Below are 16,381 nucleotides of genomic sequence, written 5' to 3' on the forward strand. Positions count from 1 at the left end.
GCTCTCCACCGACGGTTAAGGATACGAACCGCTTTCCGGCTCCTTGCACACGCCTACCAGGTCTTCAGTACCCGTCGGGTGCCCGTAGCCGATGGTCGAGAGCGGTGTGGCGGCGCCCGGCGCTCACCGTGCGGACAGCCTGCCCGATCGCCCGGCGTGACCCGACCAGGACCACCAACCTGCGCGCCCGGGTGACCGCGGTGTAGAGCAGGTTCCGCTGCAACATCATCCACGCGCTCGTGGTGACCGGGATGACCACCGCCGGGTACTCACTACCCTGCGACCGGTGGATGGTCACGGCATAGGCATGCGCGAGTTCGTCGAGTTCGGTGAACTCGTAGTCGACGTCCTCCTCCTCGTCTGTACGCATCGTGAGCTTCTGTTCGTCGGGGTCGAGTGCGGTCACCACCCCGACAGTTCCATTAAAGACGCCATTGGCGCCCTTGTCATAGTTATTGCGGATTTGGGTCACCTTGTCCCCGATCCGGAAGACCCGCCCGCCGACCCGGCGTTCGGGCAGATCCGGACGCGACGGCGTCAGAGCCTCCTGCAGCAGGACGTTCAGCGCGCCGGCCCCGGCCGGGCCGCGGTGCATCGGCGCGAGCACCTGCACGTCCCGGCGCGGGTCGAGCCCGAACTTCAGCGGAATGCGGCGGGCCACGACGTCGACGGTCAGCTGCGCGGCATCCTCCGCTTCGTCCGCGGCGAAGTAGAAGAAGTCGGACAGACCGCGTACCAGCGGATGATCTCCCTTGTTGATGCGGTGCGCGTTGGTCACGACACCGGACTCCTGCGCCTGGCGGAAGATCTGGGTGAGCCGCACGTGCGGAATAGGCGTGCCGTCGGCCAGCAGATCACGCAGGACCTCGCCGGCGCCGACGGACGGCAGCTGGTCGACATCCCCGACCAGGAGCAGATGCGCCCCGGGTGCGACCGCCTTGGCGAGCTTGTTGGCCAGCAGAAGATCCAGCATGGACGCCTCGTCAACGACGACGAGATCGGCGTCCAACGGGCGGTCGCGGTTGTAGGCCGCGTCCCCGCCCGGTCGCAGTTCCAACAGCCGGTGCACGGTGGCCGCCTCGTGCCCGGTCAGCTCGGTGAGCCGCTTGGCGGCCCGGCCGGTCGGCGCGGCGAGCACGACCTTCGCGCCCTTGGCGCGGGCCAGGGTGACCACCGAGCGCACGGTGAAGCTCTTGCCGCACCCGGGTCCGCCGGTGAGCACGGCGACCTTCTCGGTCAGGGCCAGTTTCACCGCCGCCACCTGCGCCGGCGCGAGCTCAGCCCGGGTCCGGTCCCGCAGCCAGGCCAGGGCGGCGTCCCAGTCGACCTCGACGAAGGACGGCATCGCGTCGCGCTGCGTCCGCAACAGCCGCAGCAGCTGGCCCGCCAGGGAAATCTCCGCACGGTGGAAGGGAACCAGATAGATCGCGGCGATCGGCTCGGCCGGGTCCTCCCCGGGGATCTCCTCGCGGACAACGCCGTCCTCCGCCACGAGCTCGCCCAGGCACTCGATCACCGCTCCGGTGTCGACCTGCAGGATCTTTATCGCCTCGGCGATCAACTGGTGTTCGGGCAGGAAGCAGTTGCCGTCCCCGGTGGCCTCGGACAAGGTGAACGCAAGACCAGCCTTGATGCGCTGCGGGCTGTCATGGGGAATCCCGACGGCCTTGGCGATCGTGTCCGCCGTCCGGAAACCTATTCCCCACACATCGGTTGCCAGCCGGTACGGCTCGGTGCGCACCACGTCGATGGAGCGGTCGGCGTACTGCTTGAAGATTCGCACCGCCAGTGACGTGGACACCCCTACACCCTGGAGGAAAACCATCACCTCCTTGATCGACTTCTGTTCCTCCCAGGCGGCCGCGATCGCCTTCGTGCGTTTGGGTCCGAGTTTGGGAACCTCGATCAGCCGTTCGGGCTCCTGTTCGATGACGTCCAGTGCGGCGACCCCGAAATGCTCGACTATCCGCTCGGCGAGCTTCGGCCCGATTCCCTTGATGAGCCCCGAACCGAGATAGCGGCGGATACCCGCAACCGTGGCCGGCAGCACCGTCGTGTAATCCTCGACATGAAACTGCTTACCGTACTGCGGGTGCGAGCCCCATCGGCCGCGCATGCGTAATGCCTCGCCAGGCTGTGCACCCAGCAGCGCGCCCACTACCGTGATCAGGTCACCGGACCGACCGGTGTCGACACGGGCGACGGTGTAACCGGTCTCCTCGTTGGCATAGGTGATCCGTTCCAACACCGCGTCCAGCACCGATCCATGCCACGGCTCCACCGCTGGCATCCCGAGTGGTTCTCCCGTCCCGTGGGCACGCCCATGACCGCGCCCGCTCACGCGGGTGCCACCGACTCCGTCCGTCGTCGCCACGCAGTATGCCCGGACGGCGAACGCCGGTGCAGCCACCCGCCGGTCCGCACGGTCGAGGTCCGCACGGTCGAGGTCCGCACGGTCGAGGTCCGCACGGTCGGGTCGGAGCGCAACCGGGCACAGGGACGGCATACTGCGGCCAGAACGGCCGGGTCGAGAGTCCAGGCGGAGGTGTGGTGAGGGTCGTGTCCGGCCATGCGTTCAGCCAGATCGTCTCCGGGCATGTCATCGTCTGCGGGTTGAACGAGCTGGGTTTCCGGATCGCCGAGCAGCTCCACACCGCGGGGGTGGCCGTCGTCGTCATCGAGAGACGCGACGTCGGTCCGCTGCGCCGCCGCCTTGAGCGGTGGGGGATCCCCGTCCTGGCCGACTCGGCACATACGGGGGACGCGCTGCGGCAGGCGTCGATCGCAGGCGCGATGGCGCTGATCGCCTGCCATGACATCGATCTCGACAATCTTGAGACGGCGCTGGTCGCCACCGAGATCGCACCCGAGCTGCGCCTTGTCGTGCGGGTCACCAATGCCCCGCTCGGCGATCAGCTCGGCGCGGCGCTGCCCAGCGTGCGCGTGCTGAACCTCGCGGAGAAGGCCGGCCACAGCTTCGTCGAGGCCTGTATCCGCTCCGACGTCCGGCATGCGTTCCGGCTCGGATCGGAGATCTTCACGGTGGTGGACGTCCCGGTCCGCACAGCCGGGGCGTTCCGGCAGGTCTTCGGCAATCTGACACCGGTGGCGCTGCGCAGACCGGGTGCGCGGCAGGTGGAGGTATGTCCGAGCCGCGATACCGGTGTCACCCCCGGCGACCACATCGCCCTGCTCGGCAGGCTGGCGGACTTCGCCGACAACGGCGTCCGAGTGAGCAGCGTGCATGACGTCAACGCGCTGGCGAACCTGTCGGCACACCGCACCGACCCACCGTCGGGCCGGGCAGGCCGGGCAGGCCGGGCAGGCCGGGCAGGCCGCCGCCGCCGCCCGCACGCCTGGATCCGGGACCTCGCCGTGACCACTGCGGCCGAGTTCGACCGGCCGTTCCGGCTCGCCCTCGGCGCGGTTCTGACCATCATGACCATCGGCACGTTGGTGCTGAGCCTGACCTATGCCGACAACGATCCGGCCGCGCCGGCGGACTTCGGCCCTCTCGACGCGTTCTATCTGACCGTCACCACCATGGCCACCGTCGGCTACGGCGACTTCAGCTTCGGTGCGGCGGCATCCTGGTTACAGGCATTCGGCATCGCCCTGATCCTCCTCGGTGCGCTGTCCATCGCGATCGTGTACGCGTTCATCACCAATGTGATCATCAGCCGCCGGCTGGAACGGACAATCGGCCACGGGCGTGCCACGACCGTGCGTGACCACGTCATCGTCTGCGGGCTCGGTTCGGTGGGGCTGGCCACCGTGGAAGGCCTCGTCGCCGCCGGGCGGGACGTCGTGATCGTCGAAAGAGATGCGAACAACCGCTTCCTTTCGGTGGTCCGCGACCTCAAGGTGCCGGTCGTGTTCGGTGACGCCACCGTCCGCGCGACCCTGATGGAGGCCGGACTCGCCCGGGCCACCACCCTCGCCGCACTGACCAGCGACGACGTGGCGAACCTGGAGGCTGTGCTCTCCGCGCGGGAAGCATTCAACGATCATCACGCGGACCGTCGTCGCGCTGGCCGTCGACCGCACCGGCCGGGACGCGGACGCCGGGGGCTCCGGTCGGGGATCGACCCGGCGCGAACCCGCGCCCCCGGATCTGATGGCAATGGCGATGGCAATGGCGAGCCCGGGTTGCGGGTGGTGCTGCGCATCTTCGACACGACACTTGCCGACGAAGCCGAACGCAGGTTCGCCATCCACACCGCCCGCAGCGCGTCCGCCCTGGCCACCCCGTGGTTTGTCGGCGCCGCCCTCGACTACGAGGTGGTGAGCACCTTCTACGTCGACCGTGAGCCCTTCCTGGTCGCGCGGATCACCGTGGTCGCCGGCGGTGGCCTGGACGGCCCGACCCTGCAGGAGCTGTCGACCGGGACCCGGCTGCTCGCGATCGCCACCTCATCCGAGCACGACGGCACCCCCGACCGGGCCCCCAACTACCGGCCCACCCGCCACACCCGGCTTCAGCCAGGTGACGAGGTCCTGGTCGTCGGCCCGACCGCACAGATCATCGACACCGTCAGCCGGAACCAGGCACCCCGCGTCCGATCCTGACCGCGGGTACTCGGCCCATGACTCGGATAGTCTGGACCTTATGGTAGATATGACTGCGCGCCGCGCGGAGCGGGTGTCGCGCTACCTGTCCCGCCATCTGCGGCACGCGCCCGATGCCATCGGCATTGTTCTCGACAGCGCGGGGTGGACACCCGTCACCGATCTACTCGACGCCTGCGCCCGGTCCGGTTTCCCGATCAGCCGGGCCGAGCTCGACGAGGTCGTGGCGACAAGCGACAAGCAACGTTTCGCTGTCGACGACGCCGGGCTGCACATCCGTGCCAATCAGGGCCATTCCGTGCGGGTGGAGCTCGGTCTGGCGGCGACGCCGCCGCCAGAGGTGCTTTATCACGGCACGATCGGGTCCTTCCTGCCCGCGATCCGTCGGGAGGGGCTCCGCCCGATGGGACGCCACGACGTCCATCTGTCGGCTGATTCGGATACGGCGGGACGGGTCGGCGCCCGCCGGGGCCAACCGGTCATCCTCACCGTCGACTCGGGCGCGATGCACCAGGCCGGCCACCGGTTCCGGCGCAGCGCCAACGGTGTCTGGCTGGCCAGCCACGTACCGCCCGGCTTCCTCGACGTTCTACCCGCGCAGCGGTAGGTGAAATCGGTTGTCAGAATGACCGAAACCACCGCCCCCTCCGGCTCCGCCTGCGCAGCGGTAGGTGAAATCGGTTGTCAGAATGACCGAAACCACCGCCCCCTCAAGCAGCGCCCAGAGCGCGGACGTGCTCGACGGCGGAGACGACATGGCCGACCGCGGCCTGCACCTCCTCGGCGGTGGAGGGGCGACCGAGACTGAAACGCAGGCTCTGGGACGCGGCAGTGGTACCCAGGCCCATTGCCGTCAGCACATGGGACGGTTCGGTACTCGACCCCTGGCAGGCACTGCCCGCCGATACTGCCACCTGCGGCATGGCTGTCATGACCGCGTCGGCGTCAGCGTCGACGAACCGCAGGTTCAGGGTGTTCGGCAACCGGGTGACGGTCGGGCCGTTGAGCGCGACGCCGTCGAGTTTCTCGGTAAGCAGATGGTGCAGCAGCGCGGTCAGGCGGCGCAGGCGATCGGCATCGGCAGCCAGTTCCGCCGCGGCGATCGTCGCGGCCTGGCCGAATCCGACGATGCCGGCGCTGTTGATCGTGCCACTGCGCAGGCCGCGTTCCTGACCCCCGCCGACGATCAGCGGCGTCAGGCGGGCCTGCAGGCGCCGGCTGGCCAGAAGCGCGCCGACCCCCTTGGGGCCGTAGATCTTGTGTGCGCTCAGCACCGCGAGGTCGATCTCGCCGGCGTCCAGCGCCACCGGGATCTTGCCTGCGGCCTGCGTGACGTCGCAGAGGAACAGGGCGCCGGCGCCGTGCGCGAGCTGGGCGGCCCGCCCGACGTCCGCGATCGCGCCGGTCTCGCTGTTGGCCGCCATGACGGCGACCAGCACGACATCCGATGACAGCGATGCGGCGAGGTGGTCGAGATCCGGGGTGCCGTCGGGCAGCACCCGGACCAACCCGACCGTGCCCCCGTGGATGCTCACGGCCTGCGCAGCCGCGGCCAGGACGGCCTTGTGCTCGGTGGCCGCCACCAGGATGCGCCGACGGGGGGACCCGGCGCCGGCCAGGACGCCGCGGATCGCGAGATTGACCGCCTCGGTGGCTCCGCTGGTGAACACGACGTTGCGCCGGTTCGCCCCCACCAGCGCCGCGACCTGCCCCCGAGCCTGCTCGACGAGCCGAGCGACCGCCCGGCCCGCGACGTGACCGCTGGAGGCGTTCGCACACTGCTCGGCGAACAGCGGCAGCATCGCGGCCAGCACCCGCGGGTCGACCGGTGTGGTGGCGTTGTGGTCAAAATAGATCATCGTCGTCAGCGTGGATCGTCGTTGCCACACAGGCCGGCCAGACCGGCCAGACCGGCCAGACCGGCCAGACCGGCCCCGATCGGGGTCGGCTCACGGCGGTGCATCTGGTACACCTCCGACCGGTGCGCCCCGCAGTCGACGCAGTCCGGGTCACGGGTCACGGCGAACGAGCGGAAATCCATGTCCCACAGGTCGAAGGCGAGCAGCTTGGCGGTCAACCTCTCGCCGAACCGGGCGACCGTTTTGATCACTTCCATGGCCGCCAGGCACCCCACGGTGCCGGCGACCGCGCCGAGCACCGGGAAGCCGAGCGGGTCCCACTGCGGGTCCCCGTCGGCGAACACGCAGCGCAGGCACGGCCCGCCCGGCACGACCGTGAGCAGTTGGGCCTCGGTGGTGTTCATCGCCGCGAAGACCAGCGGCACACCCAGGTCCAGGCACATCCGGTTGATCCGGAAACGTTCGGGGAAGTTGTGGCGGGCGTCGACCACCACGTCCGAACCGGCGACGAGACCGGGCATATGCGGGTCGAACAGGTCGCGGTCCCACTCCTCGACCGTGACGTCGGGATAGTGGACCCGCAGTGTGTCGGCGGCGCAGGCCACCCGCGGATCACCGACCCGGTCGGGTCGCATAAGCGTCTGTCGGTTGAGGTCGGGTATCTCGAGGGCGCCGGGATGCACGAGGACCAGCCGCCCGACGCCAGCCGCGGCGAGATAGGTGGCTACGGCGCCGCCCACCCCACCCACCCCCGCCACAAGCACCGTCGCCGCGCACAGTCGCTCCTGTCCCGGTCCGCCGAAACCATCCAGTGTCAGTTGACGTGCAAAGCGCTGCATGTCCCCACCCATATTCCCGGCCGCCGTTCCCGGCCGCGCTATCGGCTCACGGCCGCGGGCACGACCCGGCTGATGTCGGGAACGGCCTCCCGCAGCTGTTGCTCGACCGTCCGCACCAGCGCGATCATCTCGGCCTCGCGCTCGAGGCCCGCACCGGTCAGCCGGACCGAGACCACACCGTCGGCGACCCCGACGACGGACGCGTCCCGTCCGACGAGCTGCAGATGCGGTCGGATGTACTGGATTGCCACGTTCGCCTTCTGCAACAGCGACGTCTCCACCCCGTCAGGCTGGACCGGGGGTACGAACGAAGGGCCACACAGGCAACTGCTGCGCGTGTTCGGATTGTAGAAGGTGAAGCCGGACGACATCAACGACTCAGTGTAGTCGATACGCATGCCGTCGAACTGATCCGTCGCGTCGGCGGGGACGAACACCTCGAAATCCCCGACGCGGGTGACGACATCACCGTCCGCCGGTGCCGGCACGACCGTGAGCCGATAACGGTGACCGGCGCAGTTGCCGGACGTGTCGACACAGATCCGCAGACCCGATGCGCATGCCGTCCCCGCGCGGTCGAGCAGCGCGCGCACCTTGTCCGCCGCCCGGTCGGTGAAACTGATCGCGATACTCACTGGTCCATCTCCCGATACGTCCAGGCGCGGTCAGGGGGCGAGGACGACTCGCTCGACCGCGGGCACCGATTCCTTCAACTGACGTTCGATGACGCCCGCGAGCGTGTCCAACGCGGAGGAACACCCTCCGCAGGCGCCGGTCAGCCGCACCGACACGACTCCACCGGTGACATCGAGCACCGAAACGTCCCCGCCGTCACGCTGCAGGAACGGGCGGATCAGCGCCATCGCATCCTCGACCTGCTGCCACAGTGCATCCTCGTTCCCGTTGCGCTCCGGCGCGGCGAACGACGACCCGCATGAGCAGGGGTCCGACGCGTTGGGGTTGGAGAAGACGAAACCCGACGAGGTCAGCGACTCGACATAGTCGATACGGACACCGTGGACGATCGAGGCCGAGGCCGAGTCCACGAGCACGTCGAACCCGTCCTGGCGAACGATGACATCCCCCTTTTCGGCGGCGGGCGCAAGCGCCAGGCTGTAGGTGTAGCCCGAACATCCACCGGGCTGCGCACCGACCCGCAGGCCGTAGCCGGCGGTCGCATCGTCGCGGGCGAGCAGGGCACGCACCTGGTCGCCCGCGCGCTCGGTGAGAACAACCTGCAACTTACTGATCATGATCATACCTCCGCTGCGAGGCGGCTGGCGATCATCGACCGCGCCGCCACCGGCTCTTGGCCCGGCTCGGGCGACCCGCCCGGCCCGGTCAGGGATTGCGACGGCGTCGCAGCAGCCAGCCGCGCGCCCTGGGCTGCAACGGCGGAGTCGATGAGGTCGTAACACTCGACGGCGTCGATCCCGGCAGCGATCAGTGCCTCCCGCGGCCCATTGCCGATCTTGCTGCACAGCACGGCAGCACAGTCCGACAGCAGCCGCACGGTCTTGTCGAGCACCGACTCGTCCGCATCACACTCAGACGGGCCCTCGCAGTAACGCGCGACGCTGCGGGTGCCGACCAGGCGGGCCCAGTTCTCACCCGCCTCGTAGACCCAGAACTCCTCGGCGTGGCCGAAGTGCTGGTTGACCACGCCGCCGCCCTTGGTGGCGACAGCGATCAGGACGGTCCGTGCCGGCTTGGCGATGCCGTCCGCGGAGATCCGCAGCTCCTCGCGGGTGGCCCGGACGTCAGTGCGCCAACGCTCGATCGCGGCGTGTGCCTGCTGGCGCCCGGCAAGGTCGTAGGTGACCTCGCCGTTGAGGTAGGTCTCCGGGCCGAACTCCTCGCTGCGGTCCTCACCCAGCAGCCCGACCGCGTCGGCCCGGCACTGGCGGCAGTGGCGCATCATGTTCATCTCGGCGCCGTCGTCGCCCGCGCAGCGGTCCTGCAGAGCCTGGAGCTCCGTCGGGGTGGGGCCGCGCTGCCCGGTCAGGCCGTAGTGGGTGCCGTGCTCGGGTGCGGACACCAGCGGCATCACGTTGTGCAGGAACGCACCCATGCCCCGGACGGTGCGGGAGACCTCGACCAGGTGGTCGTCGTTGACACCGGGGATCATCACCGAGTTGACCTTGCAGAGGATCTTGCGTTCGGTCAGTGCGGCGAGCCCCGCCAGCTGCCGGTCCGAAAGGATCTTCGATGCCTCCCGGCCGGTGTGCCGCTTGCCCCGGTACAGCACCCACGGGTAGATCCGCGCCCCGATCTCAGGGTCGGTCATGTTGATGGTGATCGTCACGTGGTCGATGCCGAGCTGTTCGATGCGATCGACGTGATCGACGAGGGTGAGCCCGTTGGTGGACACGCAGAGTTTGATGTCCGGGCAGTCCCGGGCCACCATTTCCATCGTGCGCAAGGTACGGCCGGCGTTCGCCAGCGGTTCACCGGGCCCGGCCACGCCGAGCACGCTCATCTGCTTGATCTCGCTGGCAACCCGCTTGACCTTGGCGAGCGCCTCCTCCGGCGACAGCAGCCGGCTGGTGACACCGGGCCGGCTCTCGTTGGAGCAGTCGTACTTGCGGTTGCAGTAGTTGCACTGGATGTTGCAGCCGGGCGCGACCGGGACGTGCATCCGGGCGTAGTACTGGTGCGCCTCCTGGCTGTAACAGGGATGGTTCGCGATCTTCTCGGCGATCTCCGGGTCGAGTCCGGTGGCGCTGCTCCCGCAACCCTTGGTCGACGCGCACCCGCCGGCGGGAGCCACCGCCTCGCCGGCAGCCTGCTGCGTGGCCCGCGCAGAGGACAGCACCGGCAGCGGAATGGAACCCTCGGTCATGCTGGTTCACCTCCTTCGTGACACGCCTCGTGACGGGTCTCATGACGGGTCTCATGACCTGCGGCGACCGTCGCCGGGCTGAGCTCTTTCTCCAGGCAGCCCACGACCCGGCCGTTGGTGAACGCGACCGCGTAGACGATGTGCTCCTGCAGGTAGAGCCCGACGCCGCGAACGTGACCGACTGATCCGGCGTCGACCAGCACGTCGCCGACAGCGACGCCGGGCTCGGGGTAGGTCCCGTCGTTACGCAACGCCTTGACGGCGCTCACCTCGTCACCGATGTCGAACGCGGCTCTCATCGCACACTCTCCGGGGACTCGACAGCTGACTCGACAGCTGACTCGACGGTGACGGCAGCCAGGGCGACGAACGCCTGGGGGGCACGGTCGGCCAGGACCTTGAACAGACGGTGGTCCAGCGCCCCGGCGGTGGTGAACACCTCATGGGCGTCCACGAGCGCCGTTCGATAGGCGGCGATGCGGGCGGCCGGCAGGGCCGGGTCGGCGTCGATCCGGGCCACCGCCGCGGCGAAGTGCCGCAGGATGTGCAGCCGGTTGACGGCAACCACCCGCGGGTCGTAAGGAACGTCGAGGGTTTCGAAGTACTCCTCGGCGGTCTCGGCACGGCGGAAGTCCGCCAACCGGTCGGTGTCCGGCGCCACGGGCGGCACCGGCGGGCGGGCGCTCACCGGGCATCCACCTTTGCCAGTTCGTGTTCCAGTCGGTTGATCTCGACATAGGTGTTGTACGTGGCGGTGGCCGTCTCCAGGATCTGTTCCCAGCCGATCGGCAGGTCCTCGGCCAGGTCGTGCAGATCGAGTTTCAAGCGGGTGGCGAGGCTGTTGAGTTTCTTCAGCTTCGTCTGCAGATGGGGGATCTCGTCAGGAGTCGTCACGGGCCACCTCCGGGTGGGCGCCGGCCAGGGCGGCGCCGGCGCGTACCAGCGCCTCGCCACGCTCGGCCAGATGATCAATGGAGTCGAAGCCGAACCGATGGGCGTCACGCAGGACGTCGGAGATGACCACGAGGCGGCCGACGAACACGATGATCCGACCGAAGCCCTCGTGGCTGAGGTCCAGCACGTAGCCGGTGACCTGACCGGTCACCTTCTCGATACCAGCCGCGACCGCCTGGTAGTAGGTACGCAGTCGCCCCTCGGTCGCCGGATCGATGTCGCAGGTGATTGCGAGCTCGCGCCGCCGCGCCGCGGTGAGCACGAACGGGCCGAGCAACTTCTCGACACCGAGCCGGTCGAACTGTCCGTAGGTGTCGCCGGCCCGCAGCTGGTCGACCAGGTCACGCAGGAAGCCGCTGCCGGCGATCACGCTCGGCGCACCTCCAGCGCCGGTGGGGCCGCTCATCGGGGGGTCCAGTTGGGCGCCAGACCCGGTGAGTGCTGGCGCATCACCTTGCGCAGCCACGGCGGCGGATTCCCGGCAAGGACACCTTGCAACCGCTCGATCAGATCGATCACCCGGGTGTCCGACTCGGTCTTCACCGGATGGACCTTGGCCTTCACCACCCGGGCTGCAGCGGACCCGCCGATCGCGCAGACGTGCAGGATCGAGCAGTCGGCCACCGCCGCCAGCCGACTTTCGATCTTGCTGTCCTCGTCGTCATCGGCGGGGGGCAGCGTACGCGTCTCCACCCGCTCGGCCGCGGTCGCCGAGACCTCGTACACGTCGAACCGACGACACACACCGAAATGCTGGTCGACGGCGCTGCCGTCACTCGTGGCGAATGCGACTTTCAGCACGTCAACTCCTCATATCCTCATAACGCCTGCTGGACCGGGTCGCAGAAGGTTCACGCCCCGGCTCGGGACGCCGGCCGGAGCGATGATCAAGAAGGCAGTTGGCCGTGTCGACGAGCAACTGGAGACTGCCGCGGTAACCCGCGGTGGCCCGCAGCTGCGCGCCGAGACGGTCGTACACGGGGAAACCCAGGGCCAGGTGTGCCGCGCCGATCCGGTCGGCCACCTCGCGTCCGTGACTGGATGCCACGACAAGCTCGGCACCGGCGGCGGCGGCCCGCTCGGCGAGATCGAGGAAGTCACCGACGACCACCTCGTCCCATGGCGCCCGGCCGAGCACCGGGGCGTCGGTCGGGGACACCGCCGCGACGATCTCAGCGCCGGCGTCGTAGAGGAGCGAGCCCACCGCGACGAGCTGCTCGGGCTCACCGGCCAGCGCGATCCGCGCGCCACCGAGCACGAAATGGCTGTCGAGCAGGCCGTCGGCGAGCCGACGCCGCCACCGGCGGACCGGCTCGGGCGCGGGCACGCCGCTGTGATCCATCAGGATGCGCACCAGCCGGTCGACCATCTCCAACCCGCTGAGATGATCGTGCACGGTCAGGGCTGCACGGCCGCCGGCGCGGGCGGCCAGCGCCGCACCCGCGCCGGCGGCGGTCGCGCCGATCACCGTCACCGCGCCCGAGGCGGTGAGCCCGAACAGGTCCGACCTGCTCGTCCCACCCGTGGTCAGCGGCGACCAGGCCTCGTCGAGATGGCCGTCCAGGGAGCCGGACAGGTCCGGGACGAGCACGGGGTCGAGCCCGAACGCCCGCACCAGCCCGGCGATCTCGTCGAGGTCGACGGCGGACAACGACGGGCCGACCAGCACCGCCACCTGCCGATGCCTGGTCGGTGCCGTTCCGGCGCCGGGGACGGCACCGACCAGGGCCTCCAGCGCGGCCGACCAGCCATCGGACAGCCCGCCGCGGAAGTCCGGCGTGGACACCGGGACGACCAGGGGGTGCCCGGCGGCCGGCCCGGCTGGCACCGCCGGCCCGTACGGCGAGGTCCGCAGGACACCGAGCAGGTCCTCGCCGTTGACCTCGGTCATGCCGGTGGTCAGGACCCCGATCACATCCGGGTGGTTACGCTCACTGATCGTGTCCAACGCGGCGATGACCGAGTCGGACGCACCGAGCACGGCGCTGACCTCGGTGACCGCCGTGGTCTGCAGCGGAATCGGCTCGCGGAAGTGCCGGGTCAGCAGGGCCTTGGCAAAGGCCGTGCAGCCCTGGGCGCCGTGCAGCAGCGGTATCGAGCGGGCCAGGCCCAAAAAGACCAGGGCGCCGCCGAGGGGCTGGCTGTGCTTGAGCGGATCGAACGCCGCGCCGGTGGCGCCGGGCACCACGCGTGCCATCAGGAGGCCCCGTTCTCGGTGTTCTCGGCGTTCTCGGTGTTCTCGGTGTTCTCAGGGGCGGCGGGCCGGTCCCACGGGGCCGGCGCGCGAACCTGCTCCCAGATCGGGCTGGACAGCGCCAGGTCGAGACGGCGAGCCAGCTCGACCATTCCGGCGTAGCCGGCGAAGGCGTGCTGGCGTTCCTGGTTGACGTCGAGGAACGGCAGCCTGCCCTTGAGCGCGGTGTACTGGTTACGCCCACCCGCGATGAGGATGTCGGCCTGGGTCTCGCGGACGATGCGCAGCAGCTCGGTCGGGTTCCCGTCTTTGATCACATGACCGTCCGGGCCGAGCAACGCTGTGATCTTGTCGACATCGTCGTCGGTGCTCTTCGTCGCTCCGGAGGCAACGACCTCCACCCCGAGGTCCTGCAGTGCCGAGACGAGTGACCAGCTCTTGACGCCGCCGGTGTAGAGCACTGCGCGGGCCCCGGCCAGGCGCTCCCGGTAGGGGGCGAGTGCCGCCGCGACGCCGGCCTCCTGCGCGGCGATGAGCTCGTTGGCGCGCCAGACGAGCTCGTCATCACCGAGGAGGCCGGCGAACCCACGCAGCGTGTCAGCCATCGCCCGCAGGCCGTAGAAGCTGCCTTCGAACCACGGGATGCCGTAGCGGTCTTCCAGCCCGCGGGCCAGCGACAGCAGTGCGCGCGAGCAGACGACCATCGTCGCCCGGGCCCGATGAGCGGCGGCGACCTCGGCGTAGCGGGCATCCCCGCTGATGCTCGCCAGCACCCGGATACCGAGTGTGGCCAGCACCGGGGTGACATCCCACAACTCGCCGGCGATGTTGTACTCGCCGATCAGGTTGACATCGTAGGGGGTGGTGAACGCCGGTTCGACCGTGCCGATCACGTGTTCCAGCAGGGCCGCACCGGCGAGGCGGTTGCCGAAGTTCTTGCTGCCGGCGAAGCCGGGCGCGTGCACCGGGACGACGGGTACCCCGGTCACGGTCGCCGCCGCCGCGCACACCGCGTCGATGTCGTCGCCGATCATCGCCGTGACGCAGGTGGAGTACACGAAGACCGCGGCTGGACGGTGGCGTCGGGCGGCCTCGACGACGGTGTCGTAGAGGCGCTGTTCCCCGCCGAACACCACCTCCTGTTCACCGACGTCGGTGGCGAAGCCGCGCCGGTACAGCGTCGGACCGGAAGAGAGGCTGCCCCGACCGTCCCACGAGTTGCCGGCACATCCGATCGGCCCGTGCACCACGTGGGCGACGTCGGCGATGGGCACCAACGTGATCATCGCACCGTCGAACGCGCAGCCGCCGGCGGTACCGCCCGGCTTGGGTTTCGGGCATCCCGCCTTTCGCGTCGCGAGGTCCTTGGTGCGGTTGTGATCGCATGCCGGCTCGTCGAACAGCGGGACTGTCGCGAGCGTGCCGCGGGTCAGGGCAGCCATCTCCACCTCAGCGAATGACGTCGAAGCTGTGGTCTGGGGCGTTGCGGTCGAGCTCGTCGAGCACGGTGTTGACGAACTGGGCGAGCAGGGTGATCCCGCCCTCGTAGCCGACGATCGGGAACCGGTGCAGGTGGTGACGGTCCGGGATGGGGAAGCCGACCCGCACCAGCGGCAGGTTCGCCTCCCGGGACAGGAACTTCAGGTACGAGTTCCCGACCAGCAGGTCGACCGGCTCGGTGAACAGCAGCGACCGCAGGTGCCACTGGTCCTTGCCCGTCCAGACGGTGGCGTGGTGACCATAGGGGCTCGCGGCCAGGACGGCCTCGGCACGCTTCTTGAATGGCTCGTCACCGTTGGTGGACACCACGTGCACCGGCACGACGCCGAGCTCCAGCAGAAAGCCGAGCAGCCCCACGACGAGATCGGGGTCGCCCATGAGCGCCACGCGCTTGCCGTGCAGGTAGGCGTGCGAGTCGGTCATCGCGTCGACCAGCCGGCCGCGCTCGGCGGTGACGGCGGGGGGAACCGTGATCCCGGTGAGGGCGGCTACTTCGGTCACGAAGCGGTCGGTGTTGCCCACGCCGATCGGCAGCGGCACCGTGGCGGTCGCCTGCCCCCACTCGGTGCTCACCAGCTCCGCGGTCTTGCGGGTGGCGCTCTCCTGCAGGAACAGGGTCGCCTTGGCATTGATCGCATCGGCGGCGACCTTCAGCGGCGTGCCACCCGGGTACAGCTCGTAGTCACCGGTGGCCGGCGAGTCCAGTGCGTCGGTGTGGTCGCCGAGCAGGACGTGCTTGACGCCCAGCAGGGTGAGCAACCGCTTGATCTCACGCAGGTTGCCGGTGTAGGTCTCGAAGCCCGGCACCACGTTCAGCGTGCCGTTGGACTTCTTCGCCTTCTTTCCCTTGTTCAGATAGGAAAGAATGCCCTTCATCATGTTGTCGTAGCCGGTAAGGTGGGAGCCGACAAAGCTCGGGGTGTGCGCGTACGGTACCGGGAAGTCCGCCGGGATGGCGCCCTTCTCCCGGGCCGTACCGATGAAGTTCTGCAGGTCGTCGCCGATGACCTCGGCCATGCAGGTGGTGGAGACCGCGACCATGTCCGGCTTGTAGAGCGTGGTGGCGTTCTCCAGCGCCTCGATGAGGTTGCTGAGGCCGCCGAAGACGGCCGCGTCCTCGGTCATCGAGGATGACACAGCCGGGAACGGCTCCTTGAAGTGCCGGGCGAAGTAGCTGCGGAAGTAGGCCACGCAGCCCTGCGAACCGTGGACGAGCGGGAGCGTGCCGGCGAACCCGATGGCCGCGAGCAGGGCGCCGAGTGGCTGGCATGCCTTGCCCGGGTCGATGGTGAGCGCCTCCCGGGCGAAGTTCTTCTCCCGATATTCCCAGGACCGGGTCCAGTCCGTGATCCGGGCGATCTCGGCGGGGTCTGCGGGCTCCTCGAACTCACGCTTGCGGTCGAACTGCTCCTGGAAGTGCGGGGCCTTGAACAGCTCATTGTGGTCCAGCACACGAAGAGGTACGGGATTGTCTGGCATGCGAACGCCCTCTTATTTGGTCGATGGGAAGAAGAATCGGTCTGCGCTGCGGTCGGTCCTGCAGGCGGTGCTGCGGTGTCTGCTGCGCAGCGAACCGGCCGGCGGCCCGGGAGCCGATCAGAAAACGGCTCCCGGGCCGTCCGGT

The 16,381-nt window shown here is 69.2% G+C and carries 17 protein-coding genes; 3 read left to right on the plus strand and 14 right to left on the minus strand.

All coding sequences use genetic code 11. The features are described from left to right. Positions 1 to 64: 64 nt before the first annotated feature. The gene (locus U9977_RS01535; protein WP_322747325.1) at positions 65 to 2,290 is read right to left on the minus strand and encodes an ATP-dependent RecD-like DNA helicase; all 2,226 of its coding nucleotides are present in this window, start codon (positions 2,288 to 2,290) and stop codon (positions 65 to 67) included. Positions 2,291 to 2,323: 33 nt separating this feature from the next. Here U9977_RS01535 and U9977_RS01540 point away from each other — a divergent pair, with 33 nt between their 5' ends. The 3 genes from U9977_RS01540 to U9977_RS01550 are packed head-to-tail and all read left to right on the plus strand — an operon-like array spanning position 2,324 to position 5,176. After that, positions 2,324 to 2,554, plus strand: coding sequence for a hypothetical protein (locus tag U9977_RS01540; RefSeq protein ID WP_322747326.1), 231 nt, complete (start codon positions 2,324 to 2,326; stop codon positions 2,552 to 2,554). Continuing rightward, positions 2,551 to 4,569, plus strand: coding sequence for an NAD-binding protein (locus U9977_RS01545; protein ID WP_322747327.1), 2,019 nt, complete (start codon positions 2,551 to 2,553; stop codon positions 4,567 to 4,569). Before U9977_RS01540 ends, U9977_RS01545 begins: the two co-directional genes overlap by 4 nt. Before the next feature lie 49 nt (positions 4,570 to 4,618). Beyond that, the gene (locus U9977_RS01550) at positions 4,619 to 5,176 is read left to right on the plus strand and encodes an RNA 2'-phosphotransferase (protein WP_322747328.1); all 558 of its coding nucleotides are present in this window, start codon (positions 4,619 to 4,621) and stop codon (positions 5,174 to 5,176) included. Between the two features lie 103 nt (positions 5,177 to 5,279). Here the strand turns inward: U9977_RS01550 and U9977_RS01555 are convergent, their stop codons facing one another. Genes U9977_RS01555 through nifK form a run of 13 tightly spaced genes read right to left on the minus strand, consistent with a single transcriptional unit; the run spans position 5,280 to position 16,236 of the window. Beyond that, complete coding sequence (locus tag U9977_RS01555; RefSeq protein WP_322747329.1) at positions 5,280 to 6,428, minus strand: cysteine desulfurase family protein; 1,149 nt, start codon at positions 6,426 to 6,428, stop codon at positions 5,280 to 5,282. A gap of 5 nt (positions 6,429 to 6,433) precedes the next feature. Continuing rightward, positions 6,434 to 7,267, minus strand: a complete 834-nt coding sequence (locus tag U9977_RS01560; RefSeq protein WP_322747330.1) for a HesA/MoeB/ThiF family protein — start codon at positions 7,265 to 7,267, stop codon at positions 6,434 to 6,436. 38 nt (positions 7,268 to 7,305) lie between these two features. After that, the gene (locus U9977_RS01565) at positions 7,306 to 7,902 is read right to left on the minus strand and encodes an iron-sulfur cluster assembly accessory protein (protein WP_322747331.1); all 597 of its coding nucleotides are present in this window, start codon (positions 7,900 to 7,902) and stop codon (positions 7,306 to 7,308) included. Between the two features lie 30 nt (positions 7,903 to 7,932). Beyond that, the gene (locus U9977_RS01570) at positions 7,933 to 8,520 is read right to left on the minus strand and encodes an iron-sulfur cluster assembly accessory protein (protein ID WP_322747332.1); all 588 of its coding nucleotides are present in this window, start codon (positions 8,518 to 8,520) and stop codon (positions 7,933 to 7,935) included. A gap of 2 nt (positions 8,521 to 8,522) precedes the next feature. After that, positions 8,523 to 10,109 carry a nitrogenase cofactor biosynthesis protein NifB gene (gene nifB / locus U9977_RS01575; protein WP_322747333.1) on the minus strand — a complete coding sequence of 529 codons (1,587 nt, stop codon included), beginning with the start codon at positions 10,107 to 10,109 and terminating at the stop codon, positions 8,523 to 8,525. Next, positions 10,106 to 10,408, minus strand: coding sequence for a nitrogen fixation protein NifZ (locus U9977_RS01580; protein WP_322747334.1), 303 nt, complete (start codon positions 10,406 to 10,408; stop codon positions 10,106 to 10,108). Before U9977_RS01580 ends, nifB begins: the two co-directional genes overlap by 4 nt. Next, the gene (gene nifW, locus U9977_RS01585; protein WP_416210441.1) at positions 10,405 to 10,797 is read right to left on the minus strand and encodes a nitrogenase-stabilizing/protective protein NifW; all 393 of its coding nucleotides are present in this window, start codon (positions 10,795 to 10,797) and stop codon (positions 10,405 to 10,407) included. Before nifW ends, U9977_RS01580 begins: the two co-directional genes overlap by 4 nt. Beyond that, positions 10,794 to 11,003, minus strand: coding sequence for a CCE_0567 family metalloprotein (locus tag U9977_RS01590; RefSeq protein ID WP_322747335.1), 210 nt, complete (start codon positions 11,001 to 11,003; stop codon positions 10,794 to 10,796). The genes nifW and U9977_RS01590 overlap by 4 nt, the downstream gene beginning before the upstream one ends. After that, positions 10,990 to 11,469, minus strand: coding sequence for a NifX-associated nitrogen fixation protein (locus U9977_RS01595; protein WP_322747336.1), 480 nt, complete (start codon positions 11,467 to 11,469; stop codon positions 10,990 to 10,992). Before U9977_RS01595 ends, U9977_RS01590 begins: the two co-directional genes overlap by 14 nt. Next, complete coding sequence (nifX, locus tag U9977_RS01600; protein WP_322747337.1) at positions 11,466 to 11,864, minus strand: nitrogen fixation protein NifX; 399 nt, start codon at positions 11,862 to 11,864, stop codon at positions 11,466 to 11,468. The genes U9977_RS01595 and nifX overlap by 4 nt, the downstream gene beginning before the upstream one ends. A 1-nt stretch (position 11,865) precedes the next feature. Then, positions 11,866 to 13,260 carry a nitrogenase iron-molybdenum cofactor biosynthesis protein NifN gene (nifN, locus tag U9977_RS01605; RefSeq protein ID WP_322747338.1) on the minus strand — a complete coding sequence of 465 codons (1,395 nt, stop codon included), beginning with the start codon at positions 13,258 to 13,260 and terminating at the stop codon, positions 11,866 to 11,868. Then, entirely contained in the window at positions 13,260 to 14,699 is a 1,440-nt protein-coding gene (gene nifE / locus U9977_RS01610) for a nitrogenase iron-molybdenum cofactor biosynthesis protein NifE (RefSeq protein ID WP_322747339.1), read from the minus strand. The genes nifN and nifE overlap by 1 nt, the downstream gene beginning before the upstream one ends. Before the next feature lie 7 nt (positions 14,700 to 14,706). Next, positions 14,707 to 16,236 carry a nitrogenase molybdenum-iron protein subunit beta gene (nifK, locus tag U9977_RS01615; protein ID WP_322747340.1) on the minus strand — a complete coding sequence of 510 codons (1,530 nt, stop codon included), beginning with the start codon at positions 16,234 to 16,236 and terminating at the stop codon, positions 14,707 to 14,709. Positions 16,237 to 16,381: the final 145 nt, after the last annotated feature.

The sequence above is a fragment of the Protofrankia sp. Cas8 genome (genome assembly GCF_963555845.1).
Taxonomy (GTDB): domain Bacteria; phylum Actinomycetota; class Actinomycetes; order Frankiales; family Frankiaceae; genus Protofrankia.